23 protein-coding genes are annotated in these 23,065 nt (G+C 41.9%); 22 read left to right on the top strand and 1 reads right to left on the bottom strand.

Features of this window, described 5'->3' with window-relative positions:
• Positions 1-263 precede the first annotated feature (263 nt).
• Positions 264-980: a GntR family transcriptional regulator gene (locus tag HMPREF2764_RS06480; protein WP_070528145.1), complete on the bottom strand. Its 717-nt coding sequence runs from the start codon at positions 978-980 to the stop codon at positions 264-266.
• Between the two features lie 321 nt (positions 981-1,301).
• Between HMPREF2764_RS06480 and HMPREF2764_RS06475 the strand changes: the two genes are divergently transcribed.
• The 22 genes from HMPREF2764_RS06475 to HMPREF2764_RS06375 all read left to right on the top strand — a co-directional run.
• A complete protein-coding gene (locus HMPREF2764_RS06475) occupies positions 1,302-3,089 on the top strand; it encodes a glycoside hydrolase family 35 protein (RefSeq protein WP_070528143.1) in 1,788 nt (595 codons plus the stop codon).
• Positions 3,086-3,562: a PTS sugar transporter subunit IIB gene (locus tag HMPREF2764_RS06470; protein ID WP_044020041.1), complete on the top strand. Its 477-nt coding sequence runs from the start codon at positions 3,086-3,088 to the stop codon at positions 3,560-3,562. Before HMPREF2764_RS06475 ends, HMPREF2764_RS06470 begins: the two co-directional genes overlap by 4 nt.
• 26 nt (positions 3,563-3,588) lie before the next feature.
• Positions 3,589-4,494 carry a PTS mannose/fructose/sorbose/N-acetylgalactosamine transporter subunit IIC gene (locus tag HMPREF2764_RS06465; RefSeq protein WP_065371455.1) on the top strand — a complete coding sequence of 302 codons (906 nt, stop codon included), beginning with the start codon at positions 3,589-3,591 and terminating at the stop codon, positions 4,492-4,494.
• A complete protein-coding gene (locus HMPREF2764_RS06460) occupies positions 4,481-5,302 on the top strand; it encodes a PTS system mannose/fructose/sorbose family transporter subunit IID (protein ID WP_000185287.1) in 822 nt (273 codons plus the stop codon). Before HMPREF2764_RS06465 ends, HMPREF2764_RS06460 begins: the two co-directional genes overlap by 14 nt.
• Positions 5,303-5,305: 3 nt before the next feature.
• Positions 5,306-5,710: a PTS sugar transporter subunit IIA gene (locus HMPREF2764_RS06455; RefSeq protein WP_000045700.1), complete on the top strand. Its 405-nt coding sequence runs from the start codon at positions 5,306-5,308 to the stop codon at positions 5,708-5,710.
• A 256-nt stretch (positions 5,711-5,966) separates the two neighbouring features.
• Positions 5,967-7,133: an SIS domain-containing protein gene (locus tag HMPREF2764_RS06450; protein ID WP_070528141.1), complete on the top strand. Its 1,167-nt coding sequence runs from the start codon at positions 5,967-5,969 to the stop codon at positions 7,131-7,133.
• Positions 7,134-7,248: 115 nt separating this feature from the next.
• Positions 7,249-8,286 (top strand): aldose epimerase family protein, encoded by a 1,038-nt coding sequence (locus HMPREF2764_RS06445; RefSeq protein ID WP_070528135.1) that lies wholly within the window; start codon positions 7,249-7,251, stop codon positions 8,284-8,286.
• Between the two features lie 136 nt (positions 8,287-8,422).
• Positions 8,423-9,619, top strand: a complete 1,197-nt coding sequence (locus tag HMPREF2764_RS06440) for a CAP domain-containing protein (RefSeq protein WP_070528133.1) — start codon at positions 8,423-8,425, stop codon at positions 9,617-9,619.
• Positions 9,620-10,007: 388 nt separating this feature from the next.
• Positions 10,008-11,339, top strand: a complete 1,332-nt coding sequence (locus tag HMPREF2764_RS06435; protein WP_070528131.1) for a glycosyltransferase — start codon at positions 10,008-10,010, stop codon at positions 11,337-11,339.
• Position 11,340: 1 nt separating this feature from the next.
• On the top strand, positions 11,341-12,696 hold the full coding sequence (locus HMPREF2764_RS06430) for a sodium:solute symporter family transporter (protein WP_070528128.1): 1,356 nt from the start codon (positions 11,341-11,343) through the stop codon (positions 12,694-12,696).
• Positions 12,680-13,384 carry an acylneuraminate cytidylyltransferase family protein gene (locus tag HMPREF2764_RS06425; RefSeq protein ID WP_070528125.1) on the top strand — a complete coding sequence of 235 codons (705 nt, stop codon included), beginning with the start codon at positions 12,680-12,682 and terminating at the stop codon, positions 13,382-13,384. Before HMPREF2764_RS06430 ends, HMPREF2764_RS06425 begins: the two co-directional genes overlap by 17 nt.
• Positions 13,381-13,566, top strand: a complete 186-nt coding sequence (locus tag HMPREF2764_RS10295; RefSeq protein ID WP_247933151.1) for a hypothetical protein — start codon at positions 13,381-13,383, stop codon at positions 13,564-13,566. Before HMPREF2764_RS06425 ends, HMPREF2764_RS10295 begins: the two co-directional genes overlap by 4 nt.
• A gap of 60 nt (positions 13,567-13,626) precedes the next feature.
• Positions 13,627-13,776 (top strand): hypothetical protein, encoded by a 150-nt coding sequence (locus HMPREF2764_RS10290; protein WP_261673657.1) that lies wholly within the window; start codon positions 13,627-13,629, stop codon positions 13,774-13,776.
• A complete protein-coding gene (locus HMPREF2764_RS06415) occupies positions 13,766-14,623 on the top strand; it encodes a VOC family protein (RefSeq protein ID WP_070528115.1) in 858 nt (285 codons plus the stop codon). The genes HMPREF2764_RS10290 and HMPREF2764_RS06415 overlap by 11 nt, the downstream gene beginning before the upstream one ends.
• 95 nt (positions 14,624-14,718) lie before the next feature.
• Positions 14,719-15,276 carry a sugar O-acetyltransferase gene (locus tag HMPREF2764_RS06410; RefSeq protein ID WP_070528113.1) on the top strand — a complete coding sequence of 186 codons (558 nt, stop codon included), beginning with the start codon at positions 14,719-14,721 and terminating at the stop codon, positions 15,274-15,276.
• 382 nt (positions 15,277-15,658) lie between these two features.
• The gene (locus tag HMPREF2764_RS06405) at positions 15,659-16,909 is read left to right on the top strand and encodes a dicarboxylate/amino acid:cation symporter (RefSeq protein ID WP_070528105.1); all 1,251 of its coding nucleotides are present in this window, start codon (positions 15,659-15,661) and stop codon (positions 16,907-16,909) included.
• Positions 16,910-16,923: 14 nt separating this feature from the next.
• On the top strand, positions 16,924-17,862 hold the full coding sequence (locus tag HMPREF2764_RS06400) for an ATP-grasp domain-containing protein (protein ID WP_070528102.1): 939 nt from the start codon (positions 16,924-16,926) through the stop codon (positions 17,860-17,862).
• Between the two features lie 302 nt (positions 17,863-18,164).
• The gene (locus HMPREF2764_RS06395) at positions 18,165-18,929 is read left to right on the top strand and encodes a nucleoside phosphorylase (RefSeq protein WP_070528099.1); all 765 of its coding nucleotides are present in this window, start codon (positions 18,165-18,167) and stop codon (positions 18,927-18,929) included.
• Positions 18,930-18,962: 33 nt separating this feature from the next.
• Positions 18,963-20,342 (top strand): TrkH family potassium uptake protein, encoded by a 1,380-nt coding sequence (locus HMPREF2764_RS06390; protein ID WP_070528096.1) that lies wholly within the window; start codon positions 18,963-18,965, stop codon positions 20,340-20,342.
• Between the two features lie 13 nt (positions 20,343-20,355).
• The gene (locus HMPREF2764_RS06385) at positions 20,356-21,021 is read left to right on the top strand and encodes a potassium channel family protein (RefSeq protein ID WP_004258637.1); all 666 of its coding nucleotides are present in this window, start codon (positions 20,356-20,358) and stop codon (positions 21,019-21,021) included.
• A 155-nt stretch (positions 21,022-21,176) separates the two neighbouring features.
• Positions 21,177-22,193 carry a glycosyltransferase family 2 protein gene (locus tag HMPREF2764_RS06380; RefSeq protein ID WP_070528094.1) on the top strand — a complete coding sequence of 339 codons (1,017 nt, stop codon included), beginning with the start codon at positions 21,177-21,179 and terminating at the stop codon, positions 22,191-22,193.
• Between the two features lie 115 nt (positions 22,194-22,308).
• A partial coding sequence (locus tag HMPREF2764_RS06375) for an SSURE domain-containing protein (RefSeq protein ID WP_148129363.1) occupies positions 22,309-23,065 on the top strand: 757 nt, incomplete at its 3' end.

Genomic DNA, 23,065 nt, shown 5'->3' with positions numbered 1-23,065 from the left:
CACCCTTATTTTATTTCTTATATTAATAAGAGTCAAGAGGAGATTATAAAAAACTATAATAAGTATAAAAAAATATAAAATTTAAGCTTAAGATTTCAGATTGGTCGGAAAAGAAACATATATATACTTAGTAGAATTTTTTTAGTCCTATTTCTATAAAATATTCCACAAATTATAGAATCTTCCAAAATTAGGTAAGCGCTACCTTTTTGGTATGGTATAATAAGCATAGAAAAAGCCCAAGCAAGGCTTAGGCTTTCTTCTTAGTGATCACGGTCACATGAAATGAATTTGATTTTGTAGTAATCCGCTCGTTTATAAGTTTCGCTGTAAGCGAGAACTTGACCAGTAGACTCTAGTTTAGTAGTCTTGGTTTGTAAAACGGTTGGGAATTGCTCATCGACCCCGAGGACCGAAGCCGCATGTTCTGGAGTTGGAAATGCTATTTCATTGATTTCTTCAAAATGTTCATCATTCATGTGAATGTGGTAATCTAATTTGAAACGGTTATAGATAGAGCTATAATATTCAAGATTTGGATAATTTGCGTTGATGTATTGTTCAGGAATATAGGATGTGTGGTAGATGTAAGTTACACCATTTGTTTGACGGGTACGTTCAATTTTGTAGTAGAACTGATCTCCACGTAATCCAAGCTTCTCTAGGTATTCAAGTTTGTTTCCGCGCTCGATAGAAAGGACAGTAACTTTATCATCTTTTGTTTCAAAGATTTCGACATCTGAAAACTCAACGAGTTTGTGCTTGCGGGCACGTGAAACGAAAGTTCCTTTCCCTTGTTGGCGGACAATATAGCCGTCTTTTGCAAGGTCATTCAAAGCACGCACAACAGTGATTGAACTAACATCATACATCGCGATCAATTCTGCTTCTGTATAAAATTTATCTCCACTTGCAAATTGACCAGAGATGATTTTGTTTTTTAATTCATCTTTAATATATTGGTATTTTGGAATAGCCATAATTTCACCTCGATTCTCTTTCTCCAGTCTTGATTTTACCATAAATACAGACAAATTAGTAGTATTTAGGTAAAAAAAATTAAAATAATAGACTAAAAATGTTATGTTACATGTAAAAAATTCCATTTTATAACCTTGTGAATTATCATACATAAAAAGATCGCTTTCATGCTATTTTTAGATAATTTTGGTAAATGGTAAGTAAAAAAATAGAAAAATTTTAAAGAATTTTCTAAAACCTATTGACAAATGCAAAAGATTTGATTATATTTAATATTATAATAAATGAAAGCGCAAACTTAATTCGTCAGAGGTGGTAACATGACAAGATTTAAAATTGAGGACGATTTCTATTTAGATGGGAAGCCGTTCAAGATTTTGTCTGGCGCCATTCATTATTTTAGGATTCCAGCAGAGGATTGGTATCATTCTCTCTATAACTTAAAGGCGCTTGGCTTTAATACGGTCGAGACCTATGTGGCTTGGAATTTACATGAACCCGTTGAAGGGAAATTTGATTTTGAAGGTGCCAGAAATTTGGAGAGGTTTCTTCAAATAGCACAAGATTTGGGTCTCTATGCCATTGTACGCCCGTCTCCATTTATCTGTGCGGAATGGGAATTTGGTGGCTTGCCGGCTTGGCTCTTGACAAAGGACATGCGAATCCGCTCGTCCGACCCGGCCTACATCGAGGCGGTTGCTCGCTATTATGACCAATTATTGCCAAGGCTTGTGCCTCGTTTGTTGGATAATGGCGGGAATATTCTCATGATGCAAGTCGAAAATGAATATGGCTCTTATGGAGAAGATAAGTCTTATCTACGAGCAATTCGAAAATTGATGGAAGAACGAGGGATTGATTGCCCACTCTTTACTTCAGATGGTCCATGGAGGGCTACTCTGAAAGCCGGAACCTTGATCGAAGATGACCTCTTTGTGACAGGAAACTTCGGTTCTAAAGCTCCGTACAACTTTTCACAGATGCAGGAATTCTTTGATGAGCATGGCAAGAAATGGCCTCTCATGTGTATGGAATTCTGGGATGGTTGGTTTAATCGTTGGAAAGAACCCATCATCACACGGGATCCTAAAGAATTGGCAGAAGCTGTTCGAGAGGTATTGGAGCAAGGCTCTATCAATCTTTACATGTTCCACGGTGGTACAAACTTTGGATTCATGAATGGTTGCTCAGCTCGAGGGACTTTGGACCTGCCACAAGTTACATCTTATGATTACGATGCCCTTCTTGATGAAGAAGGAAATCCAACTGCCAAATATCTGGCAGTCAAGAAGATGATGGCAACCCATTTCCCAGAGTATCCGCAGTTAGAACCACTCTACAAAGAGAGTATGGAGTTGGATGCTATTCCACTAGTTGAAAAAGTTTCCTTGTTTGAAACCTTGGATAGCTTGTCAAGTCCAGTAGAAAGCCTCTATCCTAAAAAGATGGAGGAGTTGGGACAAAGCTATGGCTATCTACTCTATCGAACAGAAACAAGCTGGGATGCAGAAGAAGAAAGACTTCGTATCATTGACGGTCGAGATAGAGCTCAGCTTTATGTCGATGGTCAGTGGGTTAAAACCCAATATCAGACAGAGATTGGGGAAGATATTTTTTATCAAGGCGAAAAGAAAGCGCTATCTAGGCTAGATATCTTGGTAGAAAATATGGGGCGTGTCAACTACGGACATAAGTTCTTGGCAGATACGCAACGTAAAGGAATTCGAACAGGTGTCTGCAAGGATCTACATTTCTTACTGAATTGGAAACAATATCCACTGCCACTGGATAATCCTGAGAAGATTGATTTTTCAAAAGGATGGACAGAAGGACAACCAGCCTTTTACGCTTTCGACTTTACTGTTGAAGAGCCGAAGGATACCTACTTAGACTTGTCTGAGTTTGGTAAGGGAGTTGCCTTTGTCAACGGGCGTCACTTAGGACGTTTCTGGAACGTCGGCCCGACCCTCTCACTTTATATCCCTCATAGCTATCTCAAGGAAGGTGCTAACCGCATCATCATCTTTGAAACTGAGGGCGAATATAAAGAAGAGATTCATTTAACTCGTAAACCTACACTAAAACACATAAAGGGGGAAAACTTATGACAATTGTAGGATGCCGTATCGATGGACGTTTGATCCACGGTCAAGTAGCCAATCTTTGGGCTGGAAAACTAAATGTTTCACGCATTATGGTTGTAGACGACGAAGTTGTTAACAACGATATTGAAAAGAGTGGTTTGAAACTTGCGACACCACCAGGTGTGAAACTCAGTATCTTGCCAGTTGAGAAAGCAGCAGTAAATATCCTTGCTGGTAAATACGATAGCCAACGTCTCTTTATCGTTGCACGTAAACCAGACCGTTTCCTTGGTTTGGTCGAAGCAGGTGTTCCGCTTGAAACACTCAACGTTGGCAATATGTCTCAAACACCAGAAACTCGCTCTATCACACGTTCTATCAACGTGGTAGACAAGGATGTGGAAGATTTCCACAAACTAGCAGAAAAAGGTGTGAAACTCACTGCTCAAATGGTTCCAAATGATCCAGTTTCAGACTTTTTGAGCTTATTAAAATAGGAAAAAATTTTTAGGAGGTCATTGTTATGATACAACCGTGGCAAATTTTACTTCTCACTTTGTACTCAGCTTATCAAATCTGTGATGAGTTGACAATCGTTTCATCTGCAGGTTCCCCTGTATTCGCTGGTTTCATTACTGGTTTGATCATGGGAGATGTGACAACTGGTTTGTTTATCGGTGGTAGCTTGCAGTTGTTCGTTCTCGGGGTTGGTACCTTTGGTGGTGCTTCTCGTATCGACGCAACTTCTGGTGCGGTTCTTGCAACAGCATTCTCTATCTCTCAAGGTATTGATACAGATCTTGCGATTACAACAATCGCTGTACCAGTAGCAGCACTTTTGACATACTTCGACGTTCTTGGACGTATGACAACTACTTTCTTTGCACACCGTATTGATGCTGCGATCGAACGCTTTGACTACAAAGGTATCGAACGCAACTACCTACTTGGTGCGATTCCATGGGCTCTTTCTCGTGCCCTTCCAGTATTCTTCGCCCTTGCTTTCGGTGGAGAATTCGTACAAGGTGTTGTAAACCTTGTTAAAGAATACCAATGGGTTGCAGACGGTTTGACTCTTGCAGGTCGTATGCTTCCAGGTCTTGGATTCGCTATCTTGCTTCGTTACCTTCCAGTTAAACGTAACCTTCACTACCTTGCTATGGGATTCGGTTTGACAGCTATGTTGACTGTTCTTTACTCAAACGTAACAAGTCTTGGTGGAGCAGTTGCTGGAATCATTGGCACTCTTCCTGCTGAAGTTGCTGAAAAAATTGGCTTTGTTAACAACTTCAAAGGATTGTCTATGATCGGTATCTCTATCGTGGGTATCTTCCTTGCAGTTGTTCACTTCAAGAACAGCCAAAAAGTTGCTGTAGCAGCACCTTCTACACCATCAGAAAGTGGGGAAATCGAAGATGACGAATTCTAATTACAAACTAACAAAAGAAGATTTTAATCAAATCAACAAACGTAGCTTGTTTACTTTCCAATTAGGTTGGAACTACGAACGTATGCAAGCTTCTGGTTACCTTTACATGATCTTGCCACAATTACGTAAAATGTATGGGGATGGAACTCCTGAATTGAAAGAAATGATGAAAGTTCATACTCAATTCTTCAATACTTCACCATTCTTCCACACTATTATCGCTGGTTTTGACCTTGCCATGGAAGAAAAAGATGGTGTGGGTTCAAAAGATGCCGTTAACGGTATCAAGACAGGTTTGATGGGACCATTTGCTCCTCTTGGAGATACAATCTTTGGTTCACTTGTACCTGCTATCATGGGATCTATCGCAGCAACTATGGCTATCGCTGGCCAACCATGGGGTATCTTCCTTTGGATCGCAGTTGCAGTTGCTTATGACATCTTCCGTTGGAAACAATTGGAATTTGCCTACAAAGAAGGGGTTAACCTTATCAACAACATGCAAAGTACTTTGACAGCTTTGATTGACGCTGCATCTGTACTTGGTGTCTTCATGATGGGTGCTCTTGTAGCAACAATGATCAACTTTGAGATTTCTTACAAATTGCCAATCGGTGAAAAGATGATTGACTTCCAAGACATCTTGAACTCAATCTTCCCACGTTTGCTTCCAGCAATCTTTACTGCCTTTATCTTCTGGTTGCTTGGTAAGAAAGGTATGAACTCTACTAAAGCGATCGGTATCATTATCGTTCTTGCAGTAGGTCTTTCATTCATCGGTAAATTCTTGCTTGGAATGGGCGCATAATTTATGAGTAAATCATTAATTTTGGTGAGTCATGGTCGTTTCTGTGAAGAACTTAAAGGTAGCACAGAAATGATCATGGGTCCACAGGACAACATTCATGCAGTGGCCCTTCTTCCAGAAGATGGTCCAGAAGAATTTACTGCAAAATTTGAAGCTGCTATCGAAGGATTGGATGATTTCCTAGTCTTTGCGGACCTTCTCGGTGGTACACCATGTAACGTGGTAAGCCGTTTGATCATGGAAGGTCGCGACATTGAACTCTACGCAGGAATGAATCTTCCAATGGTGATTGAATTTATCAATGCCAGCCTTACAGGCGCAGATGCGGACTACAAGAGCCGAGCTGCAGAAAGCATTGTAAAAGTCAACGATTTATTAGCGGGCTTCGATGATGACGAAGATGAATAATACTCTTCGAAAATCAAATTCAAACCACGTCAGCGTCGCCTTGCCGTATAGATGTTACTGACTTCGTCAGTTCTATCTACAACCTCAAAGCAGTGCTTTGAGCAACCTGTGGCAAGCTTCCTAGTTTGCTCTTTGATTTTCATTGAGTATAAGATGTAACTTAGAGCATCTTATATAGAATATACATGGGAATGGGAGTCACTCCCATTCCCATATTTTCAATAAGAATGAAACAACAATAGATTAGAGGAACTCTATGCTAAATTACACAAAAGAAGAATTACTTGAACTGGGTGCAGAAATCACGACTCGTGAGATCTACCAACAGCCCGATGTATGGAAAGAAGCTTTTGAAGCCTATCAAGCAAAACGTGAAGAAATTGCAGCCTTCCTACAAGGGATTGCGAATAAACATGACTATATCAAGGTCATCTTGACGGGTGCTGGTACTTCTGCTTATGTGGGAGATACCTTGGTACCATACTTTAAGGAAGTCTATGACGAACGCAAATGGAATTTCAATGCTATTGCGACAACTGATATTGTTGCCAATCCAGAAACTTATTTGAAAAAAGATGTGGCGACTGTCCTTGTTTCCTTTGCTCGTAGTGGGAATTCACCTGAAAGTGTGGCGACGGTTGATTTGGCTAAAGCCTTGGTTGACGACCTCTATCAAGTGACCATTACATGTGCTGCAGAAGGGAAATTGGCACTTCAAGCCCATGGCGATGACCACAATCTCTTACTCTTGCAACCAGCTGCTTCCAATGACGCTGGATTTGCCATGACTTCTAGTTTTACGTCTATGATGCTAACAGCTCTCTTGGTCTTTGATCCTACAGAATTTGCTGTGAAAACTGAACGTTTTGAAGTTGTTTCTAGCCTTGCTCGTAAGATTCTAGACAATGCAGCAGATGTTAAAGAGCTTGTTGACCTCGACTTTAACCGTGTTATCTACCTGGGTGCAGGTCCTTTCTTTGGCCTTGCTCATGAAGCTCAGCTCAAGATTTTGGAATTAACTGCTGGTCAAGTGGCGACCATGTATGAGAGCCCAGTCGGCTTCCGTCACGGTCCAAAATCATTGATCAACGAAGATACCGTTGTTTTGGTATTTGGTACAACGACAGACTACACTCGCAAGTACGACTTGGACTTGGTTCGTGAAGTGGCTGGTGATCAGATTGCTCGTCGTGTTGTGCTCTTGAGTGATCAAGCCTTTGGTCTTGAAAATGTCAAAGAAGTAGCACTTGGTTGTGGCGGTGTCTTGAACGATATTTACCGTGTCTTCCCTTACATCGTTTATGCCCAACTCTTTGCCCTATTGACTTCACTCAAGGTAGAAAATAAACCAGATACACCGTCTCCTACAGGTACAGTAAACCGTGTGGTACAAGGTGTTATCATCCACGAATATCAAAAGTAAGACAGTGTTTATGAATTCTTGACAAGAGGATTTGTATATCATCAGGCAAACCATAGATTGTCAAGGTGCTTTCTATGGTTTGTTTGCTTGAGAGAAATAGTAAAAGGAGAAGAGAATGAAAGCATACACAGAGCGTGTATTTGGAAATGTTGAGGGCAAGGATGTCTTGGCCTATCGATTTGAGACGGACGGTGGCTACCAGCTTGAGGTTATGACTTATGGTGCGACCATCTTGCGCTATGTCACACCTGACAAGGCTGGAAATTTTGCCAATGTTATCTTGGGATTTGATGACTTTGATAGCTATGTAGGCAATAGTCCTAAGCATGGAGCTAGCGTAGGTCCTGTGGCAGGCCGTATTGCAGGTGCGACCTTTGAGCTTAATGGCAAGACTTATGACCTTGAAGTCAACAATGCTAGCAACTGCAACCACAGTGGCTCAACAGGTTGGGATTCCAGCTTGTTTGAACTAGTTGAAGTGAGCGACCATGGTCTGACCCTCTACACAGAGCGTACAGATGGGACAGGAGGATTTCCTGGAAATCTCAAGATTTGGATCAGTTACCACTTAGAAGAAACTGGTGCCTACGAAATCAGCTACAAGGTAACGACAGATCAGGATACGCTGGTTAATCCAACTAATCACAGCTACTTCAACTTGTCTGGTGATTTTACGCAGACGATTGACCGTCATGTCTTCCAACTAAATACAGAGGGCATTTACCCAATCGCTCCCGACGGTGTTCCTGCCAAAACTCCAGATGCTACTCGTGTTGTGGTCAAACACATCTACAATGGTGCCTTATTGAAAGACATCTTTGCAGAAGAAGATGAGCAAATCCAACTGGTATCTGGTTTGGATCATCCATTCGCTCTTCCTGCGGGTCATGACAATGCTGGTTTTCTTTATGACCAAAATTCAGGTCGCTTTCTGCTTTTCAAGACAGAGGCTCCTTGTTTTGTAGTCTACACAGCAAACTTTGTGGATGAGAGTGTCATCATAGGAGGTCAGCCCATGGTACAGCACAATGGGATTGCCCTTGAAGCGCAGGCTTTACCAGATGCCATTCACAGCGACCTCAAAGACCAAGTCATTCTTAAAGCCGGTCAAACCTTTACAAGCAAGACACGTTATGAGCTTGTTGTGAAATAAAAGGATAGGAATTTCTACTTTTTGGGGAATAGTATTTACCTTATAACATTAGTAGAAATGGGCAAAGAATAGGAAAATATGATATAATTTAATATTGAAAATACCTGTCCTATCTAAAGGATAAAAGGAGAAAAAAATGAAGAAAATTGTATTTGCTAGCGCCTTGGCTTTGACTTTAGCTGGAGCAGTTTTGACAAATGATGTTTTTGCCAACGACAGACTTGTGGCAACACAATCTGCAGATGGTAGAAATGAAAATGTCTTGAGTTCAGAAGTGCTTAACCCTGCTAGTGGCAATGTTTTGGTTGGATTAAAGGGAGAATTTTTGACTCCAGACCAACAAGCTATCTTAGATGCCATCAATGCTATCCGTAAAGAGGCAGCTGACGAAGGTTTGGTAGATAAGTATGTCCCTATCAAATGGTCAACTGACCTAGAAAAGGCAGCTTTTGCCAGAGCTGCAGAAGCTTCTGTAACCATGGACCATACTCGTCTTTCTGGTAAAGAAATCTGGAGCGCCTTCCCATCAGGAAACAGTGTACTAGGAGAAAACTTGGGTTGGAACCATGATGGTTTTCTAAAAGCTCTTGAACAATGGCGTGCTGAAAAAGCAGACTACGTGAAGAAAAAATCAGGTGGTTCAACAAATGGTGGATCTGGTCATTATCAGACTTTGATTAGTCCTAAATTTACACACATGGGGATTGCTGCCTTTAAGAACCCAAATAACCCATATAATGCCGTAACGATTGCTCAGGCTTTTGGTGATGCTGCTACTTCAGAAGAGTTGGTAGGCAGTTACGGTCCTGCTATTCAATATGTAGAAGTGACTTCATCTAACTTGTCAACAGTTAAAAATAAAGCAGTCGTAGTTGAAAAAGCGCTGAAAGAATTTAGAACTTCTAGTTCAGACCAATCTGGTTGGGTGAAAACAGATGGAAAATGGTATTTCTATGAGTCTGGTGATCTGAAAACAGGCTGGGTGAAAACAGGTGGTAAATGGTACTACCTGGATGACCTAGGTGTCATGCAGACTGGATTTGTAAAAGTGGATGGTAGCTGGTATTACTTGAGTAGCTCAGGTGCTATGTTTACAGGCTGGGGTACAGACGGAAATAGATGGTTCTACTTTGATGGCTCAGGAGCTATGAAGACAGGCTGGCTCAAAGAAAATGGAGTCTGGTACTACCTTGATGAATCTGGTATTATGAAGACAGGTTGGTTTAAAGTTGGCCAATACTGGTACTATGCATATGGCTCTGGAGCTTTGGCAGTCAGCACAACAACACCAGACGGTTATAAAGTAAATGGAAATGGTGAATGGGTAAACTAGGCAACTAGTGAACAAATAGTTTGTTTCAATAGCTTTTTATAACGAAGTTGTAAAATGATATAACCTTAAAATGGGGAAGGCTAGTTTGCCTTCTCTATTTTCTTGAAAGTTGTAAACAAAAAATCTACAATGCCTACCTATGTAGTACAGATGATTTCAGAGAATCGATTTATAAATCATAAGAAAATTCCCTCACGCTATCCTGTCCAAGACAGTCTATCTTGCAGATGGTCAGTCTTTGTGATAGAATAGCATAAAGTCCTTTTGAGGGGGAACTTGCTAGGAAATCCCCAAGCATTGTAACGGATGAACTACCCTCACCTTTTTGTGAGGGTGGTTTTTTGTTTGTAAGTAATAAATAATAAATAATAGAGAAAGAGTGTATAGCATGTCGAGAATTGTCAGCATTCATCCAGCAAAAGAAATCCATCGCTATGGCTTTGAGAGTACCCAGGTCTATCGAGCACGTATAGCACGACATCTAGGTTTGGAATATGTCCATCTTGTGTCGAGTCCTCAGCTTCGTCCTGACTGGAAGAAAGATTTGATCAAGTTAGGATTTTTAGAAAAGGAACTGCTCTGTGTTCCGCATAGTTTTTCAGATATAGGCCATGCAGACTTATCAGTGAAACCAGAAAGTCTAACGCTAGCAGACGGAGATCAGGTGGAGCTCAATGAAGATGGCTTTGTGGCCTCTGTTACCCTAGGAGATGGCTCGGGAAGATATTACTATACCAAGGGTCCGTTCTTGTTTGAAGATTTCAAGGAAAAGGAACTTCGTTGGTATCATGAAAATGGAGAACTGGCCCTGGAAGGACGCTTTATCGATCCCTTCAAAGAACCCTCTCCTGTAACTATCTTTTATCCAGAATACATCTACCGCATAGGAGGAGAAATCCGTTCTGAAGAGGACTTGCTGGTTAAGTTCTTAGCCAGATGGGCCCAGCAAACCGACCTCTTCATCCGTGACCAACAAATCGTTCCCAAACCCAGCCTCTGGCGTTATATGGAAAACACGGACAAAAATTACTATGAAGTCATCCATGAAAATGTCATGCGAGACTTACGCCTCGCCAATCTGCGCAAGACAAACAAATACCTGGTTGCTAGTGAAAAGTTGACAGAAAGTTTGGACAAGGAAGGTTACCAGACAAGATTCCTGCCACCTATGTTTACAGAAGATCTCGGTCAAATCAAAGAAGTGGGACCTGTTTTGGACTATTGCCTAGTGGGTCATATGGGAGAAGGCAAGAACGTTGAACTTGTCATTGAAGCCTTTATCGAACTCTACAAACGTGGCTCCAAGGCCCAGATTACCTTTTATGGTGGCTCAGAGGAACGTCTAGTAGAATTACAGAATCAATATGATCTTCCACCAACCATTCACTTTAAAGGTATCGTTGACGAAGTGCCTTATCATCTGCACCAATGCTATCTGTCTGCAAGTTACACAGAGTTATTTGCCAATGCCTGTGTTGAAGCCTTGAGTCAAGGTTTGTTAGCCTTATTATCGGATGTGGAGATTGCCCATCGTTTCTATGCTGGCCAGTCCAATGCTATCAACTTGTTTAAAACCAAATCAGAGTTGATTCAAAAGATAGAAGAGATGGAACAGCCTGATTTTTATCTATTAAATGAAAAAAATCTAGCTTTGGCCTCTCGCTATTCTCTGGAAAAAGTAGCTCACATATACCGAGAGCTATTAGATAGGAACTTCTAGGATGTTGGGAATTCTAGTCACCCTATCGCTTTATTTCTGCTTGATTTCCTGGATTGCCTATCGGAAAAAAGGGAGCGAAGAGGACTATTATCAGGTTAAGAAAGCTGTTCCAGTGACAGTTTTGGCCTTCTCAGTTTTTGCGACCTTGCTCAGTCCCATTTCCTTTCTGACTCTGGTGGGGAATGCCTATACAGGTAGGTCCTATCTCTGGTTTGCCCAATGTGGCATCTTTCTAGCCATTCCACTAGCTCATCGCTATTTTCTGCCCCTCTATCAAAAGGGAAACTATGAGACAGCCTATCATCTTTTAGAGGAAAAGTTTCAATCGACTGGCATTCGTTCACTGGCCTCAGGTCTTTTTATCCTCTACCAGTTGGGGCGAATAGCAGTGGTGACCTACTTGTTGTCTCAGGCCTTAGCGCCCTTTATCCCTATCAATCAGCTGATCTTGTCTGGTTTACTCCTTCTCTTGACGGTCTATTATCTGGCAAGTGGTGGTCTCTTGGTTGTGCTGTGGACGGACTTCTTTCAGGGCTTGGTCCTACTGGCTATATTGGTCCTATTTCTACCAAGAATTACCCAATCTGGTTTAGTCGTGAATAGCAGTCAACAGCTATCTCACTTTGCAGAGACGCTGGATGGGAAGACGGTCTTTATCTTAGTTGCAGGAGCAGGTTTTAGTAGCTTGTTTTCCTACGTTTCTTCGCAGGATATCGTCCAACGTTTTAATAGCAAAATGGGGCGTCAGAAGATTGGAAAAATCTTATGGCTACAGGGACTTTTGTCCTTTGGGATTGCCAGTTTACTGTATCTGATTGGATGCTTAATTCGTCAGGAAAATTTCGCTACCACATCGACCAATCCTGTTCTCATTGCTTACGCTCGAGAAGGTCTGGCACCTTGGTTTGGTGGTTTTATCATGCTGGCTCTCTTGGCAGCAGGCCAATCCACAGTTTCATCCAGTATGAATGCGATCGTGACCTGCTTGAAGTTGGATTTTGCTTGGTCAAAGATTCGCTGGTCACCAAGCCTCCTATCCTTTGTCTTAGCAGGTCTGTCCTGGCTCCTCTGCCTCGTGCTCATGAATGCAGAAATCTACTCCATCTACGAATGGATTAACGGTTTTATGGGCCTGACACTTGGTGTGATAGGTGGTTTGTACCTCTTGGTTTTACTCCTCAAAAGACCGAACTTACAGTTAGCCAAAATCTATCTGGTCTTTAGTCTGGGAGCCTTGGTTCTCTATCATTATAGTGGCCTTTTTGCCAACCCCAATACCTGGTTAAATAGCATCATCACTACCCTATCTGCCCTGTTTATCTCATTTCTAGGAAGACTATATGAAAGCAACATCTAAACCCATAGCCGTCATTTTGATCCGTTCGGGTTCACGCGGCTTAGTGGATAAAAATATCAAACCGCTTGCAGGCAAACCCTTGGTTTTCTATACTATCGAAGTCGCCCTAGCCTCCAAGCTATTTAGTGACATCTGGGTCTCCTCAGACTCACTCGCCTATCTAGAACTCTGTCGTCAAGCTTATCCAGAGATTCGTTGTGTCCATCGACCGAAAGAATTGTCCCTATCAACAACCTCTAGCTTAGAAACCTTACGAGACTTTTTACAGCCCTTTGAAGAAGAGCAGGTCTTTGTGAATCTACAGGTGACCTCACCCTTGAGAGAAGTGGAGCACCTCGTCGAGTCCTATCAACTCTATTGTCAGTCTGGCGCCGACCATTTGATTTCCTGTGTCAAGGCGGATAAGAGTCGTAGTCTTTACTTGCAGTTGGCGGAGTCGTCATTTATCCGTCCGCCTCAGGTTTCCAAGCACTATGCTCGGCAAAAAGAGCCTGTCTATTATTATCCTAACGGTAGTATCTGGATTTCTCGTAAGGATCTTTACCTGAGAGATGAGACATTTTACACAGATAAGACAGTTGCCTATGAAATGCCCAAACTCTATTCTTATGATATCGACGATGCCTTGGACTTTGAAGTCGTTGAGAACTTGCTGCACCATCACCACCTAGGAGAATCAAAGAGATGAAACACCTCATCATTGCCACAACGCCCTTGCAGGCCAAGATTGCACAGCATATCAAGAGCCTCTATCCTGATCAGGACTTTGTCAGTCTTTATATCAGTCCTGTTAAAAATGCCCGACAGGAGCATTATGCTAAGGATTTTGACCATGTTCACTATCCTCAGACAGCAGAGGACTTGGCTTAGATTTGTCAAGAGCTGGCCGGAGACTATGAAACCATCTTTTATGCTAGCTTTGACAATAACTTGATTCTGGACTTGGTTGCTAGTTCAAACTACCAACACCTCATGAGTTTCGATGATGGCTATGCGGATATTTACCCTTTGGGAATGTATGCCCTCCCTCTTCAACCCAGTCAAGTGGGCTCTTTGAGCTTGACCATTTATGACCTATGAATATAAGAGCCACATTTATTTGGCAGAGGCAGTTTTAAATGTAAAGAACTTGGCGAGTCAACCAGCCTTTTATCAGCAAGTGCTTGGTTTAGAAATCTTATCTCAAACTGAGACAGAGGTCGTTCTGGGACTTGGAGGAACAGCCTTGGTACAGCTGATTCAAACACAAGAGAGCGGTGAAGTAAGGGAACATTATGGACTTTACCATCTGGCTATTCTCTTGCCGACACGCAAGGCTTTGGCAGATGTCTTAAAACACCTGACAGATTTACAGATTTCTCTTGTCGGCGGTGCAGACCACGGTTATAGTGAGGCCCTTTATTTGGAGGATTTGGAGGGAAATGGCATCGAACTCTATCGAGATAAGCCGGTTTCCACATGGGATATTCGAGAAGATGGACGCATTATCGGGGTGACTGAAGCCCTTGCGGCACAGGATATCTATGAGTTGGGGGACAGAGTAGAGCCTTTTATCCTAGCAGAAGGTACGAGAATGGGGCATATCCATCTTTCCGTCAAGGACAGTCGAAAGTCCAGCCAGTTTTATCAAAAGGTGTTAGGACTAGAGGATAAATTCAGTGTGCCTAGCGCTAGTTGGATTGCGGCTGGGGACTATCATCATCATTTGGCAGTCAACGAATGGGGAGGAAAAGGCCTAGCTCCGCGTAAGCAAGACTTGCCAGGTTTGGCCTACTATGTCATTGAGGTCGCTAGTAAAGAAGAACTGTTATCGATTGCGCAACGAGCACAAGAAGTTGATGCACCAATCAAATGGCTGACATCGAGCCAGTTGGAAATCACAGACCCAGACGGAATCGTGACCCGTATTCGTTTAGACAGGATATGATGACAATCAGAGGATCAATTGTAGATAGTGCTCCTTATTCTAGTCAGATATGTAGAAAATTTGATATGATAGTAGGGAACAAGGAGAAGAATACAATGACCAGTGAATACCAGAAAATGATAGCGGGAGAGGTTTACCGTCCATCGGATCCAGAATTGCGAGACTTGGCTCAGGCTTCTCGCCAAAAACAGTCTGCCTTTAACAAGGAAGAAGATCCCTTGAAGGGAGTCGAAATCATCAAGGCTTGGTTCGGCTCGACTGGACAAAATATCTTTGTCAATCCACGCCTGGTGGTCGATTATGGGGTCAATATCTATCTAGGGGAAAATTTTTATTCTAATTGGAACTTGACCATGCTGGATGTTTGTCCGATTCGCATCGGGGACAATGCTATGATTGGCCCCAACTGTCAGTTCTTGACTCCCCTCCATCCATTGGACTCGCAGGAACGTAATTCAGGTGTGGAATACGGCAAGCCTATTACTATCGGAGACAATTTCTGGGCTGGAGGAGGTGTCATTGTCCTTCCTGGAGTAACACTGGGGAATAATGTTGTTGCTGGAGCAGGGGCTGTAATCACTAAGTCATTTGGCGACAACGTTGTCCTAGCTGGTAATCCTGCGCGCGTGATTAAGGAGATATCTGTGAAATAGAAGTAGAAGAGGCTGGAAAAAACTCAATTTCAGGAAAATGAAGTAAAACTTTCAACAATAAAACGTATAATATCAAGGTTGTTCATTACCTGATATTATGCGTTTTTCTGATTTCAAAGACTTTTTACTCAGCCTCTTTTTGTAGATTTGATACTTGAAGTCACTCTTCTTGATCATTATGGAATTGCTCCATCTAGTTGAGTAGTTTAGATGGTGGTGTTTTTCTAACATAAAAAATTCATAATGGATAGCGAAATAGATGTGACGACACTTTGAGATATTGTTATAAATCTTTTTTATGGTCACAATAGAAAATATATATTAGTCAAGCTAGAAGATTCGTAGTAGAATAATTAGCAAATAAAAGCAAAGGGGTTATTTTATGAAATTAGTTAATTTATGGTCAAAACTTTCACTCGGTTTGCAATTATTGCTAGCTTTGATTTTAGGTGTTATTTTTGCAGTAATCTGGCCACAATTTGCAGGTTTTTATCAATTTTTAGGACAAGCATTCATCAAATTGGTAAACATGGTCATTATTCCACTAATATTCCCAATTATAGTAGTTGCGGTGGCTAGTGTCATTGGAAAAAAATCGTTTGGTAAAATTTTAACGAAGACCTTACTCTACTTTTTCGCTGTTACAACTGCAATCACTTTGTTATTTGTATTCTCTAGTTACTATTTGGGATTTGGTCAAGGTGTGAATATTGGTCAAACTGGAGCTAATATCGACGGGATAGCTAATAATGTCCAATTGAGTGAGTTTTTACTTGGTTTTATTCCATCAAATATTGTGAAGTCAATTTCAGAAGGCTCTCTTCTTCCAATTATTGTTTTTGCTATATTTCTTGGTTATGGAATTGGTAGCTTGAAGAGTGATAAAACCCAAAAAATTCTTGAAGGTTTCCAGATCTGGATTGAAGCTATTTATAAAATTGTAACTGTTATTGTAAAATTATCTCCTGTCGGAATCTTTGGCTTTATTGCAAAAGATGTCGCTAGTACAGGGATTGATAAGTTAGTTGGACTTGGTCAATTTGTTATCGGAACTTATTTGGCCTATGCAGTTCTCATTTTAGTTGTCTTCCCTCTGATCGCCTCTATCTTTAAAGTTCCATATTTGACTGCTTTTCGTGAAAATTGGAGCCTCTTGACTATAGCATTTATTTCGGGTAGTTCGAGTGTTGTGTTGCCGTCCTTATTGAAGGATTTAAAGAAACAGGGACATGATGAGAATACGATTGATTTGGTTGTCCCTTTAGGATATACTTTTAATCTAGAAGGAGCAGCTGTCTATTTTTCAGTAGCCACTATTTTTATCGCACATGCTTACGGTATCCAATTTTCATTATCAAGTCTCTTATTTACAGTTTTACTTTTGACCTTAATTGGGAAAACTGCAGCTACTGTTCCATCAGGAGCTATCGTAGTTTTGTTGGCAGCAGCACCCCAGCTTGGATTGCCAGTAGAAGGAGTGGCCTTGATTTTTGCAGTTGATTTCTTTGTGAATGCTGGCCGTACAATGATCAATGTTTTGGGTCAAATCTTAACGGTCAGTGTCATTGAAAAAACAGAAGGTTATAGTTTAGAGGAAGACAAGCAACATCAATTGTCAGTTAACTTTTCTTAAAGGAGATAGGAGTTATGAGTAACGCAAAAGTTTATGTGATTCATGAAAATATTGAATGGACACAGCATTTAGTAAAATGGTTAGAAAAAATACAAGTACCTTATGAATTATGGGATCTATCGAGTGGGATATTAGATCTTCAAAGCCCACCTCCACAAGGAATTTTTTATAATAGGATGTCCGCATCTTCTCATACGAGAGGGCATCGCTATGCACCAGAGTTCACGGAGCAGGTGCTTACTTGGCTAGAGGCTCATGGACGTAAAGTAGTTAATGGAACGGGAGCCATCAATCTAGAAATCAGTAAGGTGAAACAATATTTGAAATTAAATGAATCTGGTATCGAAACTCCAGCAACAGTTGCTGTTTTGGGACCGGAAAATATCATTGAAGCAGCAAGAAAATTGAATATCTATCCTTTGATTACCAAGCATAATAGAGCAGGAAAGGGATTAGGAGTGCAACTTTTCCAAAATGAAGAAGAACTAGAAGATTATGTTAATAGTTCTGCTTTTGAACCTTCAGTAGACGGGATTACCTTGTTACAAGCCTACATCAAACCAAGTGATGGTCGTATTCGCCGTTCAGAGTTTATCAATCAGAAGTTCCTTTATACTGTTTCAATTGATTCTTCAGATGGCTTCCAACTTTGTCCAGCAGATGGTTGTCAAATCGGTAAGAGACCAGAACAACTAGAAACTTCTGAAAAATTCCAAATTACAGAACCTCTACCAGAATCTCAAAAAGAAGCTTATGAAGCCTTCCTTAAAAATGCTCATATTGATGTGGCAGCTATAGAATGGGTTCAATCAGAAAGCGGAAATATTTATGTGTATGATGTAAATACCAATACAAACTATAATCCTACAGCGGAACAGAATGCTGACATCTTTGCTCATCAACATCTAGCTGAATATTTAAAGAGGGAGTTAGAAGCTCTTTATAGTGAATGATCATCTTGGAAGTTAATCTTTTAAAAATTTGATAACAACTTCCAGATAGAGTGCGACATAAATACTTTTCTTTCAAGGTAACAGTTATAGGCAACAACTACTAATATACAACGTCCCCTCTGAAGATTTAATTACAGAGGGGCTACGTTTTTGATGTTTACCCTAATTCCTTATGATTTATGAAATCACTTAGTGTCGAGAATTCCAAGAATACTGAGATTTTTTCTCCTCAGTTCATCAGCTTCTTTCTTGACACTTTGTCAGCTTTTGATACAATAGTACAAAATTAGAGGAGGTGGGTTATGATTCAGAAACATGCGATTCCCATTTTAGAGTTTGATGACAATTCTCAGGCGGTTATCATGCCCAATCACGAGGGGCTGGACTTGCACTTGCCAAAGAAGTGTGTCTATGCTTTTTTAGGTGAGGAGATTGACTGCTATGCGAGGGAAGTAGGGGCGGACTGTGTCGGTGAATTCGTTTCTGCCACCAAGTCCTATCCAGTCTATGTCGTTGACTACAAGGGCGAGGGAATTTGTCTGGCTCAGGCACCTGTCGGCTCCGCTCCAGCGGCCCAGTTTATGGATTGGTTGATTGGATATGGTGTGGAGCAGATTATTTCCACTGGAACCTGTGGTGTACTGGCTGATATAGAAGAAAATGCCTTTCTAGTCCCTGTTCGGGCTTTACGAGACGAAGGTGCTAGCTATCACTATGTGGCACCTTCTCGCTATATGGAAATTCAGCCAGAGGCTACTGCTGCTATTGAGCGAGTGTTGGAAGCCAAAGGGATTCCCTATGAAGAAGTCATGACCTGGACGACAGACGGTTTTTACCGAGAAACGGCTGAAAAGGTGGCTTATCGCAAGGAAGAAGGCTGTGCTGTTGTGGAGATGGAGTGTTCTGCGCTTGCAGCAGTAGCCCAACTGCGTGGGGTTCTCTGGGGAGAGTTGTTGTTTACAGCTGATTCCTTAGCAGACTTGGACCAGTACGATAGTCGTGACTGGGGTTCAGAAGCTTTCGAGAAGGCCTTGGAACTCTGCCTTGAGATAGCCTTTCAGATATAGCTACTCTCCTACTTTTTATGGTACAATGGATGTATGTTATTCAAATTATTTGTGAAAAAAATTGAGAGAGCCTTGGGCGGACTTTCGCCAGCTCGTCGCATCTTTTTAAGTTTCGCTGGAGTTATTTTTATAGGCTCTCTCCTTTTGAGTTTGCCTTTTGTCCAAGCGAGTGGTTCGCAGGCCACTTATTTTGACCATCTTTTTACGACGGTGTCTATGGTCTGTGTAACCGGCCTTTCTACGCAACCGGTAGCTACTACCTATAATGTCTGGGGGCAGTTGATTTGTATGCTCTTGATACAGATTGGTGGTCTGGGGCTCATGACTTTTATCGGGGTCTTTTATATTCAGGGGAAGCAAAAGCTCAGTCTTCGCAGTCGTGAAACTATTCAGGAAAGCTTTAGTTACGGGGAGACTCGGTCGCTGAAGGCCTTTATGCGATCTATCTTTTTGACGACTTTTCTAGTGGAGGGCTTGGGTGCCTTTCTACTAAGTTTCCGTTTTATTCCTGAGTTCGGCTGGGGACGAGGCATTTTTACCTCTATCTTTTTAGCCATTTCAGCCTTTTGTAATGCTGGTTTTGATAATTTCGGCAGTAGCAGTTTAGTGGCTTTTCAGACGGATCCCTTGATCAATCTGGTCATTGCTGGCTTGATTATCACGGGTGGTCTTGGCTTTATGGTCTGGTTTGACTTGGCAACCCAGTTTGACAAGAAGAAAAAACGCCGTCTGCGTTTCCACACTAAGCTGGTTCTCTTCTTGACTGCAGGGATCTTGCTGTTTGGGACAGTATCCACACTCTTTACGGAGTGGCACAATCCAGGAACAATTGGCAATCTCAGTGTTCCAGAGAAAGTGCTGGTTAGCTTTTTCCAAACCGTCAGCATGAGAACAGCTGGCTTTGCTTCTATTGATTACACTCAAGCTCGGCCTGTGACCTTGTTTATCTATATCCTACAGATGTTTCTGGGTGGAGCGCCTGGAGGGACGGCTGGGGGGCTCAAGATTACGACTTTCTTCGTCTTGTTGGTCTTTGCGCGTAGTGAATTGCTGGGCTTACCTCATGCTAATGTTGCGCAGAGAACCATTGAGGTTCGAACAGTCCAAAAATCCTTTAGTGTCTTCATTATCTTTTTGATGACCTTCTTGTTGGGCTTGATGTTGTTGGGAATTACAGCAGAAGGAACACCGCGATTTATTTACCTCATGTTTGAGACCATTTCAGCTCTTGCGACAGTTGGGGTAACGGCAAATCTGACGCCAGAATTGGGCAAGCTAGCTCTTAGCATTGTCATGGTGCTCATGTTTATCGGCCGTATCGGTCCCTTAACCTTGCTGGTTAGTCTAGCGGATTACCAGCCTGATAAGAAAGATTTGATTCAGTATATGAAAGCAGATATTAGTATTGGATAAGAAAGGAAGAATGATGTCAGATCGTACGATTGGAATTTTAGGTTTGGGGATTTTCGGGAGTAGTGTCCTGATGGCCCTTGCCAAGCAAGATATGAATATCATTGCCATTGACGACCACGCCGAGCGAATCAATCAATTTGAGCCAGTTTTGGCGCGTGGAGTTGTGGGCGATATCACAGATGAGGAACTCCTCAGAACAGCAGGAATTGATACCTGTGATACGGTTGTAGTGGCAACAGGGGAAAATCTAGAGTCGAGTGTGCTTGCAGTCATGCATTGTAAGAGTCTAGGGGTACCAAGGGTTATTGCCAAGGTCAAAAGCCAGACAGCTAAGAAGGTGCTAGAAAAAATCGGTGCTGACTCGGTGATTTCACCTGAGTATGAAATGGGGCAGTCTCTAGCGCAGACCATTCTCTTTCATAACAATGTTGATGTTTTTCAGCTGGATAAAAATGTGTCTATTGTGGAGATGAAAATTCCGAGTGTTTGGGCAGGTCAAAGCCTGAGCCAGCTAGATTTACGTGGCAAATACAATCTCAATGTCCTAGGATTTCGTGAACAAGAAAATTCACCACTGGATGTCCAGTTTGGTCCTAATGACCTCTTGAAAGCAGATGCCTATATCTTGGCGGTGATTAATAACCAGTATCTAGATGACTTGGCAGAATTAAATTCGTAAGGAGGGGAATCCCCTCTTTTTTGATGTCCAAGATAGGAAATAGAGTCAGAAACCCTTGTATTCCAGTAAAAGTCCTTCAGAAGCTGGACTTTATGGTAGAATAGAAAGAAGTGACAAGAGAGAAAGAAAAAATCAGTCCCCTAAAGGAGTAGATTATGAAGTTATTGTCTATCGCCATCCCTAGCTATAATGCCGCAGCCTATCTTCATTACTGTGTGGAGTCGCTAGTGATTGGTGGTGAGCAAGTTGAGATTTTGATTATCAATGACGGATCTCAGGACCAGACTCAGGAAATCGCTGAGCGTTTAGCCAGCAAGTATCCTAGCATTGTTAGAGCCATCTATCAGGAAAATAAAGGTCATGGTGGTGCGGTCAATCGCGGCTTGGCAGAGGCTTCTGGGCGCTATTTTAAAGTAGTTGATAGTGATGACTGGGTGGATCCTCGTGCTTACCTGAAAATTTTGGAAACATTGCAGGAACTAGAGAGCGAGGGTCAAGAGGTAGATGCCTTTGTGACTAATTTTGTCTATGAAAAGGAAGGTCAGTCTCGTAAGAAGAGTATGAGTTACGAGTCAGTCTTGCCTGTCCAACAGATTTTTGGCTGGGACCAGGTCGGAAATTTCTCAAAAGGCCAGTATATCATGATGCACTCGCTGATTTACCGGACAGATTTGTTGCGAGCGAGCCAGTTCCAACTGCCTGAGCATACCTTTTATGTCGATAATCTCTTTGTCTTTACCCCCCTTCAGCAGGTCAAGACCATGTACTATCTGCCTGTCGATTTCTATCGTTATTTGATTGGGCGTGAGGACCAGTCTGTCAATGAGCAAGTGATGATTAAGCGCATTGACCAGCAACTCAAGGTCAATCGACTCTTGGTAGATCAGCTTGATTTGTCCCAAGTGAGTCATCCAAAAATGCGAGAATATTTGCTGAATCATATTGAAATCACGACGGTGATTTCCAGTGCCCTACTCAACCGAGCAGGCACAGCAGAGCATCTGGCAAAAAAACGGGAGCTGTGGACCTATATTCAGCAGGAAAATCCAGAGGTTTTTCAGGCTATCCGGAAGACCATGTTGAGCCGTTTGACCAAACATTCAGTCTTGCCAGCTCGCAAACTTTCCAATGTTGTCTATCAAATCACCAAGTCTGTTTATGGATTTAATTAATATAAGTATTTTATAAGAGGGATTTAAGAAAAATTTTAACTTTTTCTTAATCCTTTTTAATTTTAGGAGATTATACTAGAGTCATCAAATAAAGAAAAACTCTAAGGAGAATCCTATGAAATTCAATCCAAATCAAAGATATACACGTTGGTCTATTCGCCGTCTTAGTGTCGGTGTTGCCTCAGTTGTTGTAGCCAGTGGCTTCTTTGTCCTAGTTGGTCAGCCAAGTTCTGTACATGCTGATGTGGTCAATCCGACCCCTGCTCAAGTTGTGCCAGATGCTACTTCGGTGAGTGAAAAGAGTGACTTACCAGTAGAACTTCTCAAAGAAGCAGTCGATACAGCTCTTCCTTCAGAAGTAGACTCAACACCTAAAGCAAGCTTGGATGCTACAAGCTCTCCAGAAAAAGCAGATGCAGGTGCTAAAGAGCCAGTAGTAGCACCCAAAGAAGAAGTACAAGCAAAACCAGAATCTAAGAAACAAACAGAAGATGCGGTTAAACCTGCGACAAATCCTGCGCCTACAGTTTCTGGACAAGACCGTGAAGCAAATGAAGCGCAGCCAGCAACTACCCCAGCTGAAGTCCAAAAAGGCGTAGCTGATAATACTAAAGACACAGTGGACGTTCCAGCAACTTACTTGGATAAAGCTAATTTCCCAGGTCCATTCACAGCTGGTGTTAACCAAGTCATTCCTTACGAGTTCTTCGCCGGTGACGGTATGTTGACTCGTCTTATCTTGAAGGATTCAGACAAGGCCCCATGGTCAGACAATGGTTCAGCTAAAAATCCCGCTCTTCCACCAGTAGAAAACTTAGGCAAAGGTCTTTACTTCTATGAAGTAGACTTGGCAGGAACTCAAGGCAAATCAG

The organism is Streptococcus sp. HMSC073F11 (assembly GCF_001810785.1).
Lineage (GTDB): Bacteria > Bacillota > Bacilli > Lactobacillales > Streptococcaceae > Streptococcus.
Note: the sequence above shows the minus strand (reverse complement) of the source record. Positions and strands in the feature narration are given on the sequence as shown.